Source organism: Moraxella sp. CTOTU47915 (assembly GCF_031986685.1).
Lineage (GTDB): Bacteria > Pseudomonadota > Gammaproteobacteria > Pseudomonadales > Moraxellaceae > Faucicola > Faucicola tetraodonis.
In genome coordinates this window covers 63,168-80,370 of sequence record NZ_DAMAAE010000009.1, presented here as the reverse complement: position 1 = coordinate 80,370, position 17,203 = coordinate 63,168, and the positions used below count along the sequence as shown (strand labels likewise).

Sequence of the window (17,203 nt, the reverse complement as noted above, 5' to 3'; positions counted from 1 at the left end):
CAAATAGGCAACAAACATAACTATAACTAGACAAAAGGAGTGCAACATGGCTCAAACCACCCATATGGATTTATCGTTACGGTTAACCTTAGATGATTTGATTATGGCGAGTAGTTGGGATAAAAGCTGGGTATTAGCGCTAATGGATGAAGATATTATTTATGCTGAAACGCCTGCTATCGACAGCCAGCCCTATTTTAATAGCGCACAATTGACAACGGTGCGCCTTGCCTCACGCCTACGCCGTGATTTTGATGCTAGTCCGCAAGCGATTGGCTTGATACTATCGCTGCTTGACGAGTTAAGACCGCTTCGGCAGTTACAGCGGCAAATCACGCTCACGCGAATGGTTCATGATGTGGATGACAGCTAGCAAACATCAAGTTAGCCAACATCAATTAGGTGAATTTAATGCTAAAAAAGGGCGGGTTAGCGCGCGCTAACCCGCCCTTTTTATTTGCTACAGCAGACGATTATTGGGCATAACCGTGGTTACGGAGCCAATTTTGTAGAAGTTGAATTTCGGCTTGTTGGGTATCGATTAAGGTATTGGTAAGGCTACGCACTTTGTCATCGTTACCATATTTGGCAACCACTTGTGAGAACGCAATCGCGCCTTTATGATGAATCAGCACGGTTTGGGCAAATGCTTGGTCGGCATTTTTAGTCATGACCGTGTCCACCATTTCTTGCTGCATATCATCGATAATGCTATCGATTTCTTGCTGGGCTGCCACACTATCTGCCATCGGCTGATTAGGGTCCGCGGTGTTTTGAATCAGTTGCATGGCAAGCCAATTCTGTAATATTTGTGATTCATTTTGGCGTGAGCTGATAATGTCTCGGGCTAAACCTAGCAGTTCAGGATTTTTGCCATATCGCTGCTCAATACTGGCAAGCGCGATGGTTTCATCAAAATGACTCAGCATAGCTTTGACAAAAATCATATCAGGCGAGATGGGTATATAGTCAAATTGATTGAGGGCAGTTGGGTCACTCGCTGCAGCCGCATCGATACTCGGCTGTTTGATGACAGTAAAATACGCTTCTTGATAGTCATTGATGGTACTTGAGTCAGGCAACACATAACCTTGCGCCAATTGACTGACGGTAAGCATGTTTTTATTGATTGCCTGTGTGTCTAATACTTGGGGCAATGGTTTATCATCGAATTCTTGGGGCGCGCTCACGGTGGCAGCGGTAGGGGGTGCTGGCTGCTGAGAATCAGATTGCTCACAACCAATCATGCTGATAACTGCGATGACAAGCAAGATTGGTGGTGCGGTGTTGGCCATGTATCGGCTCCCATGCCTTGATTTTTTATACGGTTGGTTTTGAAATGGTAATTGTAAGCATTGACTGTATGCGTTGACTATCAGCATTGATTATCAGTCTTAAGCAAGAGTATAAAATAGGGCAAGTACAGTGACTATATCAATTGTGTCATGGCAGCTTGCTTATCATTTGCTAACTGCTGATTGTGCTAGCTGTCGATTATGCTAGCTGTCGCTTGCAGGCAATATCCCTGCCAAGGTAAAAAACGCGCGATAAGCGGCTACTTTTTTCTCCAAGCTTTGCGGGTAAGCGCGCGAGGTCGATGGCAACCGATAAATACCAAATGTTCGCCCAAAAGCGTTAACTTCAATGAACTGATTAGTTTTTGGCAGTTTATAGGGTGTTTGGCTGGGATTAAAATAGGGTGAAGCGGGGTCACTGATACTTTGGTTGACCAGCGCTATCAGCACTTCTGTGGCTTTGCCACCGGTGGTGTAAATCCACTTGACCTGCTCAAGCTGTGCCAAAACTTTACCCAAATCAACCGTCGCAACCACGGTCAAATGTTCGTCAGCCGCATTGCCTTTTTCGCGGATGACGTGAGTGACTGAAGGACATTCACCGATGTTATAAGCCTGTAAAAATGCTTTGATTTTTTCGGCATCAAAGCGTTTTTCATCACCGACTCGAAAATAATCAATATCATCAAAAAACACCTTACCCATGATACGCCACATATCATTATAAAAATTGGGATAATGAAATGCCATGCACCATTTATCAGGTGTGGGCGGCATTGTACCCATCATCAAGACTTTGGTATCAGCAAAAAAGAAGTTACCAAACGGATGGGCTTCGACACGCGGGTCAGTCAATAAATCAGCAGACATATCAGTTTTTATTTCTAATTAAATACACGCCAAGCGCGGCACTGGCAATAATCGGTAATAACACCATAAAAAAAGGTGAAAATCCCGTGCTTAGACTGACAAACCCGACCAAATCTTGCAGATAACTAAATACCAAGCCAAATAAAAGAGCGATCACAATACGATAGCCCAAGCTTTGGTTACGCAAGGAGCCAAATACAAATGAACAAGCAACCAACACTAGCGATAGCATGGCAAGAGGCGCCAATAGCTTTTTCCAAAAGGCAACTTCATGCTCCAGTGAGCGGCGTTTGTCTTTGGCTAAGAGCTGTTGGTGTTGCCATAATTCGGTCACTGACATGTTATCAGGGCTGCGTGTTAACAGATAAATCGCTGACGGCTCAATGGGTAATTGCAGCGTCATAGTCGGTATGGTAGTCAATTGACTGTGCCCATCGGCGGCGATGGTTAATTGTTTGATTTGTTGCAGCTGCCAGCCCGATGTCTTATCAGCGGTATTTTGACTGACAAAGCTGCCGGTATCGGCCTGCAGCACTTGTTGGATATGGGCGTTGTCGTCTAGCTGCCAAACTTTGATATTTTTGAGCTCGCCTTTGGTATTGGCATGGTCAATATTGATGATGCGGTTGGCTTGTTTGTCCCAATAACCGTTGATGGCACTTGATAGCAAAGGTTTGTCATGCTTGACTTGGTGCGCTAACTGATTGCTAGTTGGCACTACATACTGCCCAAGCAACAAACGGATAATGACAAAAATAATCGCTGGTTGCATCACCCAACCGACTATTTTAAAGCGGCTGATGCCTGCTGCTTGAATCACCGTAAGCTCACTGGTGTTGGCAAGCAAGCCTAGCCCTACCACTGCGCCTAATAGTGTGCCAAATGGCATATAGTCGAGTAAATCACGGGGTGCACTATAGGCAATAAAACGCAAGGCATCTAAATAATTGTAATGGTCATTGAGATCCTGCAACTCTGCCAGATAATCAAAGACGGCTTTAAGTAGCCAAAGACCAATGATAGCCCCTGTCATGGCAAAAAGCGCTTGTTTTTTAACGTAACGAGATAAAATCATGGCTGACCGCCTGCGGACAACTGACGGCTGTGGCGACGATAGCGGACACGATGTACCACGCGGCTTTGCCAATTTAACAACAATGCAAATGCGATAAAACCAACGATTAGCCAAATATACGCGTACTCACTAATGCGCTCTTTACCAATGGCAGTGCGTAGCGAAATGATACTAATCGCACAGCTAGCAAATATGAGCACTGAAGGTAACAGACGAAGCCAGCGTCCTTGACGGGGGCGTACTTGTGCAAGCGGGGTAGCAAGCATCGCCGCAATGATAATCAGCCACGGCATGGTAAAGCGATAGCCAAGCTCGGCTTTGACTTCGGGTTTTTGGGTATGGGCGAGCAGTTTGGCAGTGGTTTGGGTTTCAACATTGGTTTCGGTAATTGTTTCGCTGGCAGGTTTTTCTAGGGTAATGCGATATTTTTCAAAACTGGCTTGGTTGTATTTGGCGTTGTTGGTGCCAAGCTCATAGCGACGACCCTGAAACAAATCCAGCTGCATTGAGCTATCCGTGTCTTTACTGGGTACTTGATAGGCGCGCGTGGCGGTGATGATAACATCGTTTTTGGCGATTTTGCCGCTTTTGTCGGTTTGCTGTTGCACCACGTATAGGTTTTTGAGTTCACGTTTTTCTTTATTAAACTCATCGACATACAGGTGATAGTTGCCACTGCTGATAAAGGTTTTTGGACGCACTAAATCAAGCAAACTACCGAGCGACTGGGTTTGCCAAATCTGCTTACTGTTAGACAGTCCCCATGGTTTTGCCAAAAGACTAATTCCCATTTGAAATATAAATAACCCAGTAATCAGCGGAATCATCAAACGCGTCAGACGACCGCGACTGATACCACTGGCAAACAGGACGCTCATCTCCTGATCCACGTACATACGACCGAGCACGAGCATCAGTGCGATAAAAAATGACAGCGGTAAAATTAGCTCAAGAAAGGTTGGAATGTTATAGCCAATAATGGCAAATAGCAAACCCACATCCAGCCTGCCTTCTGCAGCGATACCAAAATAGCGTATTAAGCGACCGCCAAGCATCAGCGCCATCAGAAATAACAGCACAATCGCAGTATTAGCGGCGACTTGTTGCGTCATATAGCGTCGTAATATCACAAGTAACCACCTAATATTACTCAAAAATTAATCAATTCAAACAGCTAGGGAAGTAAATGCCAATATTGTACGACATCATACCATTGAGCGCATCTGTTAATCGGCTATTTTAGCGCGTCACCGACAGATTATGAATATGAATACTGTAAGGTAACATTTCACAATGACTTTTCACCACCACTTTTTACAGCGGCTTTATCAAAGCCACTTTTTACAAAGACTTTTCACAACCGCATTTTACCCTACGCAATGACGCCTGCTATCCCATCGCCCAAGGTGATAACCCAAATACGATAATAGGTATGCTATGATAACAGTTATTTCTTGATGACAATAATTAAGGAGCTTAAATGAGTTTGACATTGACACTAGCGACCGCGCTTAAAAAAACGGTCAAGAATAGCTATCACGTGGTATTGGTAGATGACAATAGCCAAACTATGGGGCAACTAACGAGTGAGCTACAAACCGCTGTCAGTAGCCTAATTGAAGCAAGTCGTTTTAAGGGTAAGCTTGCCGACACCGCAATCAGTTATGGCACAGACAACAATACGGGACTGTTATTGGTTGGCGTGGGCAGTCAAGACAAATTAAACGGCGGTAGCCTGCAAAAAATTGCCAAAGCGATTTATGCAAGTTTGAGTCGTCTTACCAAATCTGCGGTTATCAGTTTAGGTGATAGTATTGATGAAGTGAGTTTTGGTCAGTTGGCGTTAGCCCTGTTGAATCAAAGCTATACCTTTGATATTTATAAATCGCAAAAAGCGGATAAACCGACGCTAAAAGACGTGACCTTATTGGTCAGCGCAGACAACCAAGCCGCGTTTGACACCCTGCTACAGCTGCAGCAGGCGACTGCGCAGGGTCAATCACTCACCAAAGATTTGGCAAATCAGCCACCGAATGTGTGTTTCCCTGCCTATCTTGCAGAGCAAGCGCAAAACTTGGCCAATCAATACCCAGAGCTATTGACGGTCAAGGTATTGGGTGAAAAAGACATGCAGCAATTAGGGATGAACTGCTTTTTGGCAGTGGCTCGCGGCTCCGCGCATGAAGCTAAGCTGGTATTACTTGAGTACAATGGCAAAGCCGCCAAAAAAGACAAAAACAGCAAAACCAAAGGCAAAAAATCAAGCCTAGAGCAACCGATTGTACTGGTGGGCAAAGGCATCACCTTTGACAGTGGTGGTATCTCACTCAAACCAGGTCTGGGTATGGGTGAGATGAAATACGACATGGGCGGTGCGGCTGCAGTCATGGGCATGATTAAAGCGCTATGTGAAGCGCGTCTACCGCTGCAAGTCGTTGGCGCACTCGCTTGTGCAGAGAATATGCCTTCAGGAACAGCGACTCGCCCTGGCGATATCGTCACCGCCATGAATGGTAAAACCGTGGAAATCCTCAATACGGATGCCGAAGGTCGTTTGGTACTGTGTGACACCTTGGTGTATGTACAGCGCTATCAGCCAAAAGTGATTATCGACATGGCAACCTTGACTGGGGCGTGTATTGTGGCGCTGGGTTATGTGCGCTCAGGTCTATACAGTAACAATGAAGATGTGATTTTTGAGCTTGAACAAGCTAGCGAATCAGCGTATGACCGTGTTTGGCACATGCCACTGGATGATGACTACCAAGAGCAGCTTAAATCGAACATGGCAGATATGCAAAACATTGGCGGTATGCCAGCAGGGTCAGTCACAGCGGCGTGTTTTTTATCGAAGTTTGTTGAAGATATTCCTTGGGCGCACTTGGATATTGCAGGGACAGCGTGGCAGTCGGGCAAAGAGCCAACCGCAACGGGTCGTCCAGTACCGTTATTGATGCATTATCTTTATCGCCAAGCTGCCCAAGATGCAGTCTAGGTGATAGGACGCTGACCCCTAATGATGGCATCACAAATTAGTTTTTATATTTTATCCCCGCAAAAAAAACAGCTGGCGTTCGTCTGCCAGCTGATTTCAACCGTGCTAGCCAAAAGCGAGGATAGCATTATCGTGGTGGCAGCGTCCGAGATATTACCCTCACTTGATGACCGATTATGGTCATTGAGTGATGTGGCGTTTATTCCCCACCAAATTATCCAGCAACTTGATGACTTTTATCAACAAAAACTCCCTGCCAGTGTGGTACTTACTGATAATATCGAACTTGTCACCCAATTTGATGGCGTCGTCATCAATCTCACCAACGAAGCAATTGTAGATACCCAAGCTAGCCGCCTGCTAGAAGTCATCGACGCCGCCCCCGAACAGGTTGAAAGCGGTCGTCAAAAATACCGCGTTTATCAAGCACAATTACAAGCCCTAGCAACCAGCAGCCAGGCTACCATCCAAGTTTTTCAAATCCGATAACTTCTCTACCCAACACTTTGATAGCTTTAAATTAACAAGTTGACGATTTTAAAAATCATTTATGCAAATTGTTAAAAAATGTTAATATATCAGCCATTTTTGCGGTGAAATATTAAGAGGTTATTATGTTAAAACTTATCCAAGCGTATCAGCGCGTGGGGTTGGTGCCTTTGATTGTGATTGGATTGATACTTGGTATCTTAGTCGGTTCACTAGCCAATCCAACTATCATCGGCGGTTTATCGATGAGTGTGGCGCAAACCATCTCAATTTTGGGGGCATTATTTGTCGGTGCGTTAAAAGCGATTGCACCGTTGTTGGTGTTTATCTTAATCATTGCCGCTATCAGTCAGCATAAATCAGGCACTCAGGTCAATGTCCGCTCAACCTTGGTGCTGTATATGGCAGGTACGTTCTTGGCAGCTTTGACGGCCGTCGTGGCAAGTTTTTTATTCCCAACCGAATTGATTTTAAAAGCCGGTGAAGTCAGCCAAGCGCCACCGTCATCTTTAGCAGAAGTGATAAAAGCACTCTTGACCAACATGGTGGAAAATCCTATCAAATCGATCGTCAATGCCAACTACATGGGCGTGCTATCGTGGGCGGCGATTTTAGGTCTTGCCTTGCGCCATGCCTCAGACAATACCAAGCAAATGATTAACGATTTGGCGGAAGCGGTCTCAAGCGTGGTCAAATGGGTGATTTGGTTTGCGCCATTGGGTGTGTTTGGCTTGGTGACACAAACTATCGCTGAAACGGGTCTGTCGGTGTTATTAAGTTATGCCCGTTTGTTAGCGGTGTTGGTCGGCTCTATGGTGTTTATCGCTTTAGTTGTAAACCCATTAATTGTATTTGTCAAAACCCGCAAAAATCCTTATCCATTGGTGTTTACCTGCCTTAAAGAAAGTGGCATCACCGCCTTCTTTACTCGTAGTTCAGCTGCCAATATTCCTGTGAATCTAAACCTTGCGCATAAGTTGGGTTTGCATGAGGATACTTATTCAATCACTATTCCGTTAGGTGCCACCATTAATATGGCAGGGGCGGCGATTACCATCAATGTCATGACATTGGCAGCGGCACATACGTTAGGTATTCATGTGGACTTCGGGTCTGCGCTATTGTTAGCGGTGGTGTCTACCTTAGCTGCGGCGGGGGCATCAGGTGTTGCAGGGGGGTCATTGCTATTGATACCATTGGCCTGTAGTTTCTTTAATATTCCTGACACCATTGCCATGCAGGTAGTCGCGATTGGCTTTATTATTGGGGTAGTACAAGACTCGGTTGAGACAGCACTCAACTCATCAACGGACGTGTTATTCACCGCGGCAGCAGATCCCAAATATGCTGCTTATCACCGCTAAAAGTTGCTAAAGATTTTGAGTCATATAACGATAAAAAAGGAACAATAAAAAAGGGTATCAAGCGTGTCTTTTTTATTGTCCAAATAATCAATACACTAATTAGCTAATAATCCACAAAAAAAAAGATGCCACGTAGGCATCTTTTTTTATAAAAATCGTTTAACAATTAGCGATTATGGGTTTACTACAACAGGTACAGTTTGTATGTCAACGGGTACGGTTGTCGTTGTTGAGGCAATCGCTGTGTTATCATCAACCGGTTGCACGGTGACTGATTAAACCGCAGGACCTGTTTGGGTAACTTGCGCTACTGGTACCACCCAGGATTTGATTGGGCATTTCTAGGCGCGACTGGCGCAACAGATTTGTTGCTGCTTTCGTCGATTTTTAGGTCAGCTGGGATATCAATGTTTACTTCACTGGTTCTTGGAGCTACTTTGCTGCCTTTTTTAGCCTTGGCTGAAGCTTTGGTGCTGTGAGTATTTTTTGATGCTTTTGTGGATTTTTGGGTAGCTTTTTGCGGTTTTGCTTTTGCCGTTGCTACGTTTTTGTGTGTGGTAGTCGATTTGGTCGTAGTCGTTACTTTGGTCGCTGCTTGGGCACTCACGGTAAGACCTGTTGCTATGACTAATGCAGTAAGTGTTGTGGCTAACTTTTTCATAATTTTTTCCTCATTGTTGATTGCTATACTTGTGTCTATAGTTATTCTATAGTTATATAGGTAGTTAGTATAATTCCCAAATATGACAGTATTATAAAGAGAATCACTGTTAAGGGAATACTAAAAGCCTAGATGCCATTATAAAACAATCATCGGCAGCAACAATGTAAGGATTAGGGACAAAATGTTGAGAATACGTAAATAGATCCTAATGCCATTAAGGAAGTTATTCGGTGGCGTTAACAATCAGTGAGATTGTCAATGCAAGCTACAGCTACATTAACATAGCATTGCAATACTTACTAATGTTTACCAGAAACATGCACATCATTAACCATGCATGGTTTTTTTTTGCACTTTTTTATACACGGGCTATGAGAAAGCCACAAACCTTACAAAAGTGCTCGTTACAACGCTATAGAGTTATTTTAATATGTACTCATGCAATAAAGCATAGGTTAACAGGCTTTAATTAAAACTAAAATGTAAAGCGTTAAAGTATCTAAATGCAAAATGTCTAACTGCAGTGCATGACATTTAAAACAATAAAAAAAAGGAGAGTTATCATGTTTCGTTGGGCTATTATTTTTGCTGTAATCGCACTCATTGCGAGTTTCTTAGGTTTTAGTGGTGTCGCAGGTTTATCGGCAAACTTGGCATATGTGTTCTTGGCAGTAGCAGTGATTTTATTTATTATCGCCTTTATTAGCCGAAAAGTTTAAACACTAAAGTAATAAGATAGGTCTATTTAATTTGGTATGATCGTACTAAACACGCTTAAAATAACCTTTTAATATATGAAAACACGTTTGTTTGATGCAAAGTGTTAAAAATTAAAAGGTTATTTTTTTTTATCAGAATTTTCATTCAAATAGAGCTTTGCCTCGTACGCTAACAATGCTAATAAGGCAACCAAAAATGGCATGATGTAATACAGTAATCTAAAAATCAATAATACCGCCAGCATCTGCGTCCGATCGACTTTGGGCAAAGCCGTAATCATAACCACTTCAAACACCCCCAGACCGCCAGGGACATGACTTAAAATACCGATTGCCATTGATTGAATAAACGCAGAAAAGGTCGCCCAATAGCTAATATGCTCAGAAGGCGGCAACAGTAAGTACAGTACCAACGCCACGGTACTTAAATCTAAAATGGCAATCGCAATCTGTTGCAGCACAATTTTGGCGGGCGGTAAGTCAAAGCGCCAACCGCGAATCACCACATGTTTGCCTTGCCTGCCAGCATATACAATAATCGCAGCAATCATACTTAACATGGTGATGCCAAGCATCCGTACATATAAAGTATGATCAAAGATGCCGAGGGATTTATCCAGTTCAGATAATAGTTGAATGGTAATCTCAGGATGGCTAGTCAAAGATGCCCCAATCAACGTGGTAATGCCAAAGGTAAACGCCATCGACACCATCCAGACGATGTTGGCAATTTCATTATGAGTCAGATTAAAACGGCGATAGTTACGATAACGGATACCACTCGCGGTGACAAGATTGAGTCCAATGGTGTGACTAATGGCATAAGCGGTAAAAGAGGTGAGGGCGACATGGCGGTAATCAAGTTTTTTGCCAAGTTGGCGGAGCGCAATAAAATCATAAATAGTAAGTACTAAATAACCAAAAGCAACCACTATTGCGGCGATAAAAAGATGGAAGGTAGGAATATGCGCGATAGCGTCTAGAACGTCTTGATAGTGCACAGTTTTGGTCAAATGATAAAGCGCACGAATTGCCATAAAAAAAATCAATACCGTAATCGCTGTTAATGCAAGTCGCCAAACCTGCTTAAACCAAGAGCTATTCATGCATTCAACCTAATATTTTTTAGTAGACATTACAATCATTTAATCGTCAACATTACTTTCATTATCTTCAAACAATGTTAAATTCAGCTCGTCATCTTGCGCAGTAGGGGTTTGGTGCGCCAAACGCTGAGCACGCAGTCGTTTGAGTCTTCGAATAGTCAATAACTTAAGTACTTGCCGCTTTTGCGAGTCATTCATCATAAGCCAAAGGTCACGCTCGGTACGATTGCGCAAACAGCCTTTACAATACCCTTGTTTATCTAGCTCGCAGACTTGAATACAAGGACTGGCAATCTCAAATAACTCTTGCTGCTCCATCGCGGTGATAACTCCTGACGACGCCATGCAAATGGACGAGTAATCCACCTATGCAGAGATAGGGTTAACTGGGCTGAAAATCAAATAATAGCGGCAAAAACGTACCATCAACTACGGCTATCTAACTAACACGACAAATTTTAACGTGTTGAAACCTGGCATCATGGCTATTTTAGCCAAGCAATGCTAAGATTAAATGTTGGCCAAATCAACCACAGTCGATATGATAATTTACTATAATTAAAAAATAGCGAGAAAACCATGCAAATTGTGTATATTCACGGACTTGATAGCAACCCAAACGCCGAAAAAGCGCAAAAACTCAAAGATTTTTGTGCCAAAAATTTCCCACAAATCAAGGTTGTTGCGCCCGATTTGAATCGTTCACCCAACGAGTCGATTGCTTTAATCCAAGAAATTATTGCCAAAGACCCCAATACAGGTTTGGTCGGTAGTTCGCTCGGTGGATTTTATGGCAATATTTTGGCAAATTTGACAGGTAAAAAAACGGTATTGCTCAATCCAAGTGTCCACAGTGGCACAAGTCTCAAGCGTTTTTTTGGGGAAGATTTTGACGGTTTGCCCGATGATTATATCGGTCACGTGACCCCCGATGGTTGGCATATTAGTAAAAAAGATATTGAGTGGCTGGTAGCAAATCGCCCCGAACAATCGCTCAATCCGCAGAATTTATTGGTAATCTTGAAAAAAGGCGATGAGTTGCTCAATTTCCAAGATGCGGTCAATTATTTTAGTCAAAGCGCTTTGGAAAAAAGCAATGCCCAAAGTCATATCATCGTGGAAGACGGGGGCGACCATGTGATGAGTGATTTTGAAACCAAACTACCGCAAATTATACTGTTCTTGTTTGGCTTGCCGTTGATTAAATAAAAAATGTTGGTCAAAAGTTCAAGCATTAACCTAGAAAATGGGTTTGCGTCATATCACTAGCTATATCTACTATTTGTATTTGTTATGAATCATTTAAAATTTTAAAAAATTAAGGTTGTTATGAGTAGTTACACATCCACATCACTTGAAGTATTAGAAGGTCTTGACCCGGTACGCCGTCGTCCTGGTATGTACACTGATACCACACGCCCCAACCACCTGGCACAAGAAGTCATCGACAACTCGGTGGACGAAGCTCTTGCAGGTCACGCCAAAAACATTACTGTCATTCTACACACCGACGGTTCGTTGTCAGTCGAAGATGACGGACGCGGCATGCCCACCGATATTCACCCCGAATTTAACCAATCGGGCATTGAACTGATTTTGACACGCCTACACGCAGGCGGTAAATTTTCTACCGACAACTACCAAGTCTCAGGCGGTCTGCATGGCGTGGGGATTTCAGTCGTCAATGCCTTATCGCACAAAGTCGATGTTACGGTGTGGCGAAATGGCGAAGTATTTACCATGCAATTTGTCGATGGCAATGCCGTTGCTCCGCTGGCGGTTGCGCCGTCTTCTAACAAGAAAAAACGCGGTACGTTGGTGCGATTTTGGGTCAATGAAACATACTTTGATTCACCAAAATTTAACATTAAACAACTCAAACATCATCTTAAAGCCAAAGCCGTGTTATCGGCAGGGCTGACCATCACTTTTATCAATGACATTGACGGCGATAAAGACGTTTGGCAATTTACCGATGGGCTATCGCAATATCTCACCGAGCAACTGGTCGAAGAAATCATTCTCCCAGAACAGCCATTCGTGTTTAATTACGACGCCAAAAAAGGCGAACGAGCAGGGTTAAGCTTTGCCATTTGTTGGCTTAGCGAGGGTGGTACGCCTGTGCAAGAAAGCTACGTTAACTTGATTCCTACAGCACAAGGTGGCACCCACGTCAATGGACTACGCACAGGCATTACTGACGCGTTAAAAGAATTTTGTGAACTGCACAATCTACTGCCGCGCAACGTCAAACTCGCTCCTGAAGATGTGTGGGATGGGGTCAATTATATTTTATCGCTAAAATTCTCCGAACCGCAATTTAGCGGACAGACCAAAGAGCGCTTATCGAGCCGAGAAGCGGCGGGCGTGGTACAAGCCTTTGCCAAAGATGGCTTTAGCCTGTGGCTCAACCAACACTCGGAGATTGCCAAACAAATCGCTGAATTGGCGATTAATAAAGCAGGCAAACGGCTCAAATCTGCCAAAAAAGTTGAGCGTAAAAAAATCACCCAAGGACCTGCACTGCCAGGCAAATTGGCGGATTGTCGCGGTGATTTGCGAGATGGCGCAGAGCTTTTTTTGGTGGAAGGGGATTCGGCAGGTGGCTCGGCAAAACAGGCACGTGACCGTCACTTCCAAGCCATTATGCCCCTGCGAGGCAAGATTTTGAACACGTGGGAAGTGTCACCCGATACGGTGCTTGCCAGTGAAGAAATCCACAACATCGCCATTGCCATTGGCGTTGATCCTGATTCGGACGATTTGAGCGAACTGCGTTATGATAAAATCTGTATTCTGGCAGATGCCGATTCGGATGGACTGCATATTGCCACGCTGCTGTGTGCGTTGTTTGTCAAACACTTTAAAGCAGTCGTTGATGCTGGGCATTTGTATGTCGCTATGCCACCACTATACCGCATTGATATTGGTAAAGAGGTGGAGTACGCCCTTGATAATGACGAGCTTGAGCAAATCTTGAAAAAAGTGGCAAAAAATAAAAAGCCGCAAATTACCCGATTTAAAGGCTTGGGCGAGATGAGTGCCGAACAGCTACGTGAAACCACGATGAATCCTGATACGCGACGTTTGGTGCAGCTAGACCTTGATGACCCAACTGCAACCGATAGCGTGATGGATATGCTGCTTGCCAAAAAACGCGCCAGCGACCGTAAAACATGGCTTGAGCAAAAAGGCGATTTGGCGGAAATTGGGGTTTAATGGCTAGGCAAAAATGATTGACGTTAAGCCTACACTGATAGCGTGTACTTTTGAAAGTGCATGGCTATCTGATACATTTAAACATTATCAAGTAGATAAATCCTATGACGCGTTAGACTTTTCAAAAGAAAATGACGCTCGTGATGCGATTTATCAACTTTCTCCTTCAGCCTAACATCTAACATGGGGCAAATCCGCGAATATGACTAAACTGTTGATTACCCTGCTTTTATTCTTTATCACCGCCATTGCCGAGATTGTCAGTTGTTATCTTGGCTATCTGATGCTCAAACAGCACAAACCGCTTTGGCTCATTGTACCTATGACCATCACGCTCGCCGTGTTCGTATGGTTATTGACCCTTCATCCCACAGCGACAGGGCGAGTGTATGCCGCATATGGTGGCATATATATTGCGACGGCTTTGGTATGGCTAAAATTTGTCGATGGCGTTTCTCTGACGCACTGGGACAGCATTGGCGGTTTGGTAATATTGTTGGGTGCAAGTATTATCATCCTTCAGCCCAAAAGTTTGTTATAACTCTCTTCAATCAACAAATTTGCTAATTTCAGTGAACTAATGTAAACTGAAAATTTTAGCCTAGTATTTTAATTCAATCTAGTATCTCAAAGAGTATATTCATGGATATCAACCAAACGCCAGTAGACCCTAGCCAATTTGGGTCTAACGTGCCGCGCCGTCATGACCCAAAAATCGCCAAACTTGCCGCAAAATACTTAAAAATAACAGGTTGGCAAGTGGTCGGTGACGTACCTGATGTCAAACAACTAGTGATGCTCGCTGCCCCTCACACCTCCAATGAAGATGGCTGGAATGCGGTCATGGGCATTTTATCGGTTGGCATTGATTTTAAATTGATGGGTAAAAAAGAGCTGTTTCGTCTCCCGCTCATCGGGCCTTTTTTAAAGTGGGGCGGTATGATCTCAATTGACCGTCAGAAAAAAGGTTCGACTTTGCAGGCGGCCATTGAACAATTTAACCAACAAGAGCAGCTTTGGTTAGGGTTGGCACCTGAAGGGACACGCAGTTATACCGAAAAATGGAAAACAGGGTTTTATCATATTGCCGTAGGGGCAGGCGTACCCATTTTACCGATTGCGATGGACTATAAGACCAAACAAATGCGCTTTATGCCCTTGTTTTACCCAACAGGCGACTATGACGCCGATTTACCCAAAATTTTAGAAAACTATCGCGGCGTCAAAGGCAAATACTTTGAGAAAATGTCACAGCCGTTACAAGATTTGCATGGCTAACTGTCTTAGCTACCCCATAAATTTCTCATGCTGTTTTTATGTTGAGCTACTTTTAGTTAAGGTAGCTTTATGCCAACGGCTTAACAAGCCTGCTGTCACATTCATCCCATTTATCATTAGCGGGCTGATAGGGTAAAAAAAGGGTAAAAATGCGGTATGAAAGTCCTTCTGCTGCCGATACGGTCAATAAAAGGGTATCGAGGTAAAGACCGTTTTGCTATCGCCGCTATTTGCCCACAAAAAAACCTAAACCTGACGATGCCATAGGTTTTACAAACTATTTCTGCTATGATAGATACAATTTTGAGACGATTTTTTAATAGTTATTAGACCTTAATTGGACATATCAGATAGGAAATTTTATGAGCAATAATACAGTTCCCGTATTGGCAGCAGTTGTGTTAGGTGCTTTGGCATTATCACCCGTTTTTATCAAAAGTTTTGGCAACGACCCACAAGTAGCCGCCATCGGTAGCCGTCAGTTGGCGGGTAATTCAGCCGCTATCAATGCCCAAAGCAGTGAAGTGGCAAAAGTAGGTTATAGCCTAGGTTATATGATGGGTCAAAACGTCAAAAAAGACGCCAAAGACCTCAATCCTGCTGATATCAATCAAGGTATCAATGACGGTTTTAATGGTAAAGAATCGACCATGACCCGTGAAGAAATGATTAAAGCGGTACAAACCTATGAGCAAAACCAAATGCAAAAACGCCTAAAAGACAACCAAACCAAAGGCGAGGCTTTCTTAGCGCAAAATGCTAAAAAAGCGGGTGTTAAAACTACCGCGTCTGGCTTACAGTATGAAGTGCTCAAAGAAGGTACCGGCGCGCAGCCAAAAGCCACAGACATCGTAGCAGTACAATACGAAGGTAAATTGTTAGACGGTAAAGTGTTTGATAGCACCGCACAGCATGGCGGTCAACCTGCGGTATTCCCGCTTAACCAAGTTATCCCGGGTTGGACTGAAGGCTTACAATTGATGAAAGAAGGCGGCAAATATCGCTTCTACATTCCATCAAAACTTGCTTACGGTGAGCAAGGTGCCCCTCAAGGTGGGATTGAGCCAAATAGTGTGCTCATCTTTGATGTTGATTTGCTAAAAGTCAATCCACCGGCTGATGCCGCACAGCCTGCCGCAGCAGATATCCAAGCCCAACTACAACAACAAATTGAAGCCATGCAGTCAGCTTCTCAACCTGCCCAATAGGTTGGGTTGGCGTCAGATAGGTGATCTCAATCAGCTGGGCAAGCGCAACTATCGAATTCGCTCGCCCTACTCATCGACACGATGGCAAAGGAACATCCCAATGATTTTAGGATATAAAAAAGTAAGTTTAGTGACTGGCATCGCTACTGGCATGCTGTTAGCGGTTACGTCAATCAGTGCAAATGCCGCACCCGCCAGCACGGGCACAAACAAAGTTGCGTCCTCTGTTTATGTACCAAAATCCACAGTGACGGCAACTAGCCCAGCATTGGCACAAGTCGGCTATAGTTTTGGCTATCTGATGGGTGAGAGCAACAAAGACAGTATTGATGATTTAAATCTTGATGCGTTTTTTCAGGGATTTCGAGATGCATACTCAGCGCAGTCGCCCAATCTTGACAAAAAACAAATGCAAAAAGTATTGCTAGACTATCAAAAAAACAAAGAAATTGCCTATGCCAAAGAAGTACAAGCGTTAGCAGCTAGTAATGCAGCAAAAGGCAAACAGTTCTTGCTAGAAAACGGCAAAAAATCAGGCGTGAAGACTACCGCGTCGGGTCTACAATACCAAGTGCTAACACAAGGGAGAGGCAAATCGCCTAAAGCGACGGACAAAGTCAAAGTCCACTACGAAGGTCGCTTGATTGACGGTACCATTTTTGACAGCTCTTATAAACGTGGCGAACCTGTGACTTTCCCACTCAACCAAGTGATTAAAGGTTGGACAGAAGGGTTACAGTTGATGAAAGAAGGGGGTAAATACCGTTTGTTTGTCCCCGCTAATTTGGGGTATGGCGAAGCAGGCAATGCCGATATCGAACCCAATAGCGTGTTGATTTTTGATATTGAGCTGTTACAAGTCAACCCACCTGTGACCCAACCCGTCAAACTTTAAGTTTTCTCCTATCTTAAAGTTTTGTC

The 17,203-nt window shown here is 43.9% G+C and carries 18 protein-coding genes; 11 read left to right on the top strand and 7 right to left on the bottom strand.

All coding sequences use genetic code 11. The annotated features are described in order from the left end of the window. Positions 1-46 precede the first annotated feature (46 nt). Complete coding sequence (locus tag RTL34_RS08580) at positions 47-373, top strand: chaperone modulator CbpM (RefSeq protein WP_007115835.1); 327 nt, start codon at positions 47-49, stop codon at positions 371-373. 100 nt (positions 374-473) lie between these two features. Here RTL34_RS08580 and RTL34_RS08575 read toward each other — a convergent pair whose 3' ends face one another. The 4 genes from RTL34_RS08575 to lptF all read right to left on the bottom strand — a co-directional run bounded on the left by RTL34_RS08575 (position 474) and on the right by lptF (position 4,352). Beyond that, positions 474-1,295, bottom strand: a complete 822-nt coding sequence (locus tag RTL34_RS08575) for a DUF305 domain-containing protein (RefSeq protein ID WP_138017841.1) — start codon at positions 1,293-1,295, stop codon at positions 474-476. A gap of 204 nt (positions 1,296-1,499) precedes the next feature. Continuing rightward, positions 1,500-2,165, bottom strand: coding sequence for a DNA glycosylase (locus tag RTL34_RS08570; protein WP_312116207.1), 666 nt, complete (start codon positions 2,163-2,165; stop codon positions 1,500-1,502). Position 2,166: 1 nt separating this feature from the next. After that, the gene (lptG, locus tag RTL34_RS08565; RefSeq protein WP_312116205.1) at positions 2,167-3,240 is read right to left on the bottom strand and encodes an LPS export ABC transporter permease LptG; all 1,074 of its coding nucleotides are present in this window, start codon (positions 3,238-3,240) and stop codon (positions 2,167-2,169) included. After that, entirely contained in the window at positions 3,237-4,352 is a 1,116-nt protein-coding gene (lptF, locus tag RTL34_RS08560) for an LPS export ABC transporter permease LptF (protein WP_409455451.1), read from the bottom strand. Before lptF ends, lptG begins: the two co-directional genes overlap by 4 nt. A gap of 368 nt (positions 4,353-4,720) precedes the next feature. Between lptF and RTL34_RS08555 the strand changes: the two genes are divergently transcribed. The 3 genes from RTL34_RS08555 (at position 4,721) to sstT (ending at position 8,088) form a co-directional block, all read left to right on the top strand. Continuing rightward, positions 4,721-6,235, top strand: a complete 1,515-nt coding sequence (locus tag RTL34_RS08555; RefSeq protein WP_007115840.1) for a leucyl aminopeptidase — start codon at positions 4,721-4,723, stop codon at positions 6,233-6,235. Positions 6,236-6,256: 21 nt separating this feature from the next. Beyond that, complete coding sequence (locus tag RTL34_RS08550) at positions 6,257-6,724, top strand: DNA polymerase III subunit chi (protein WP_312116198.1); 468 nt, start codon at positions 6,257-6,259, stop codon at positions 6,722-6,724. 125 nt (positions 6,725-6,849) lie between these two features. Next, positions 6,850-8,088, top strand: a complete 1,239-nt coding sequence (gene sstT / locus RTL34_RS08545) for a serine/threonine transporter SstT (protein ID WP_312116196.1) — start codon at positions 6,850-6,852, stop codon at positions 8,086-8,088. A 307-nt stretch (positions 8,089-8,395) separates the two neighbouring features. Here the strand turns inward: sstT and RTL34_RS08540 are convergent, their stop codons facing one another. Beyond that, positions 8,396-8,749, bottom strand: a complete 354-nt coding sequence (locus RTL34_RS08540) for a hypothetical protein (RefSeq protein WP_065253561.1) — start codon at positions 8,747-8,749, stop codon at positions 8,396-8,398. A gap of 566 nt (positions 8,750-9,315) precedes the next feature. Here RTL34_RS08540 and RTL34_RS08535 point away from each other — a divergent pair. Further along, on the top strand, positions 9,316-9,471 hold the full coding sequence (locus RTL34_RS08535) for a DUF1328 domain-containing protein (protein ID WP_309593769.1): 156 nt from the start codon (positions 9,316-9,318) through the stop codon (positions 9,469-9,471). Between the two features lie 119 nt (positions 9,472-9,590). Here RTL34_RS08535 and RTL34_RS08530 read toward each other — a convergent pair whose 3' ends face one another. Together RTL34_RS08530 and RTL34_RS08525 are read right to left on the bottom strand one after the other, a co-directional pair. Further along, positions 9,591-10,577 carry a putative bifunctional lysylphosphatidylglycerol flippase/synthetase gene (locus RTL34_RS08530; protein ID WP_095356450.1) on the bottom strand — a complete coding sequence of 329 codons (987 nt, stop codon included), beginning with the start codon at positions 10,575-10,577 and terminating at the stop codon, positions 9,591-9,593. A gap of 39 nt (positions 10,578-10,616) precedes the next feature. After that, positions 10,617-10,922, bottom strand: coding sequence for a DUF1289 domain-containing protein (locus tag RTL34_RS08525; RefSeq protein WP_309593768.1), 306 nt, complete (start codon positions 10,920-10,922; stop codon positions 10,617-10,619). 234 nt (positions 10,923-11,156) lie between these two features. Between RTL34_RS08525 and RTL34_RS08520 the strand changes: the two genes are divergently transcribed. The 6 genes from RTL34_RS08520 to RTL34_RS08495 all read left to right on the top strand — a co-directional run bounded on the left by RTL34_RS08520 (position 11,157) and on the right by RTL34_RS08495 (position 17,177). Next, positions 11,157-11,786 (top strand): YqiA/YcfP family alpha/beta fold hydrolase, encoded by a 630-nt coding sequence (locus tag RTL34_RS08520; RefSeq protein WP_312116191.1) that lies wholly within the window; start codon positions 11,157-11,159, stop codon positions 11,784-11,786. A 120-nt stretch (positions 11,787-11,906) separates the two neighbouring features. After that, positions 11,907-13,796: a DNA topoisomerase IV subunit B gene (gene parE / locus RTL34_RS08515; RefSeq protein ID WP_312116190.1), complete on the top strand. Its 1,890-nt coding sequence runs from the start codon at positions 11,907-11,909 to the stop codon at positions 13,794-13,796. Between the two features lie 202 nt (positions 13,797-13,998). Continuing rightward, positions 13,999-14,337 carry a YnfA family protein gene (locus tag RTL34_RS08510; protein ID WP_065253566.1) on the top strand — a complete coding sequence of 113 codons (339 nt, stop codon included), beginning with the start codon at positions 13,999-14,001 and terminating at the stop codon, positions 14,335-14,337. 101 nt (positions 14,338-14,438) lie between these two features. Continuing rightward, the gene (locus RTL34_RS08505) at positions 14,439-15,074 is read left to right on the top strand and encodes a lysophospholipid acyltransferase family protein (protein WP_312116187.1); all 636 of its coding nucleotides are present in this window, start codon (positions 14,439-14,441) and stop codon (positions 15,072-15,074) included. A gap of 362 nt (positions 15,075-15,436) precedes the next feature. Further along, positions 15,437-16,282 carry a BamJ family beta-barrel-assembly machinery protein gene (locus tag RTL34_RS08500; RefSeq protein ID WP_309596472.1) on the top strand — a complete coding sequence of 282 codons (846 nt, stop codon included), beginning with the start codon at positions 15,437-15,439 and terminating at the stop codon, positions 16,280-16,282. Between the two features lie 100 nt (positions 16,283-16,382). Further along, a complete protein-coding gene (locus RTL34_RS08495) occupies positions 16,383-17,177 on the top strand; it encodes a BamJ family beta-barrel-assembly machinery protein (RefSeq protein WP_135889361.1) in 795 nt (264 codons plus the stop codon). Positions 17,178-17,203: the final 26 nt, after the last annotated feature.

What these genes read in the sequence shown, in the direction of transcription:
- RTL34_RS08510 (WP_065253566.1), top strand. Translation starts at nt 13,999, where the DNA reads ATGACTAAACTGTTGATTACCCTGCTTTTATTCTTTATCACCGCCATT.
- RTL34_RS08580 (WP_007115835.1), top strand. Translation starts at nt 47, where the DNA reads ATGGCTCAAACCACCCATATGGATTTATCGTTACGGTTAACCTTAGAT.
- RTL34_RS08575 (WP_138017841.1), bottom strand. Translation starts at nt 1,295, where the DNA reads ATGGCCAACACCGCACCACCAATCTTGCTTGTCATCGCAGTTATCAGC.
- lptG (WP_312116205.1), bottom strand. Translation starts at nt 3,240, where the DNA reads ATGATTTTATCTCGTTACGTTAAAAAACAAGCGCTTTTTGCCATGACA.
- RTL34_RS08555 (WP_007115840.1), top strand. Translation starts at nt 4,721, where the DNA reads ATGAGTTTGACATTGACACTAGCGACCGCGCTTAAAAAAACGGTCAAG.
- RTL34_RS08570 (WP_312116207.1), bottom strand. Translation starts at nt 2,165, where the DNA reads ATGTCTGCTGATTTATTGACTGACCCGCGTGTCGAAGCCCATCCGTTT.
- parE (WP_312116190.1), top strand. Translation starts at nt 11,907, where the DNA reads ATGAGTAGTTACACATCCACATCACTTGAAGTATTAGAAGGTCTTGAC.
- RTL34_RS08500 (WP_309596472.1), top strand. Translation starts at nt 15,437, where the DNA reads ATGAGCAATAATACAGTTCCCGTATTGGCAGCAGTTGTGTTAGGTGCT.
- RTL34_RS08505 (WP_312116187.1), top strand. Translation starts at nt 14,439, where the DNA reads ATGGATATCAACCAAACGCCAGTAGACCCTAGCCAATTTGGGTCTAAC.
- RTL34_RS08495 (WP_135889361.1), top strand. Translation starts at nt 16,383, where the DNA reads ATGATTTTAGGATATAAAAAAGTAAGTTTAGTGACTGGCATCGCTACT.
- sstT (WP_312116196.1), top strand. Translation starts at nt 6,850, where the DNA reads ATGTTAAAACTTATCCAAGCGTATCAGCGCGTGGGGTTGGTGCCTTTG.
- RTL34_RS08540 (WP_065253561.1), bottom strand. Translation starts at nt 8,749, where the DNA reads ATGAAAAAGTTAGCCACAACACTTACTGCATTAGTCATAGCAACAGGT.
- lptF (WP_409455451.1), bottom strand. Translation starts at nt 4,352, where the DNA reads ATGACGCAACAAGTCGCCGCTAATACTGCGATTGTGCTGTTATTTCTG.
- RTL34_RS08530 (WP_095356450.1), bottom strand. Translation starts at nt 10,577, where the DNA reads ATGAATAGCTCTTGGTTTAAGCAGGTTTGGCGACTTGCATTAACAGCG.
- RTL34_RS08520 (WP_312116191.1), top strand. Translation starts at nt 11,157, where the DNA reads ATGCAAATTGTGTATATTCACGGACTTGATAGCAACCCAAACGCCGAA.
- RTL34_RS08525 (WP_309593768.1), bottom strand. Translation starts at nt 10,922, where the DNA reads ATGGCGTCGTCAGGAGTTATCACCGCGATGGAGCAGCAAGAGTTATTT.
- RTL34_RS08550 (WP_312116198.1), top strand. Translation starts at nt 6,257, where the DNA reads ATGATGGCATCACAAATTAGTTTTTATATTTTATCCCCGCAAAAAAAA.
- RTL34_RS08535 (WP_309593769.1), top strand. Translation starts at nt 9,316, where the DNA reads ATGTTTCGTTGGGCTATTATTTTTGCTGTAATCGCACTCATTGCGAGT.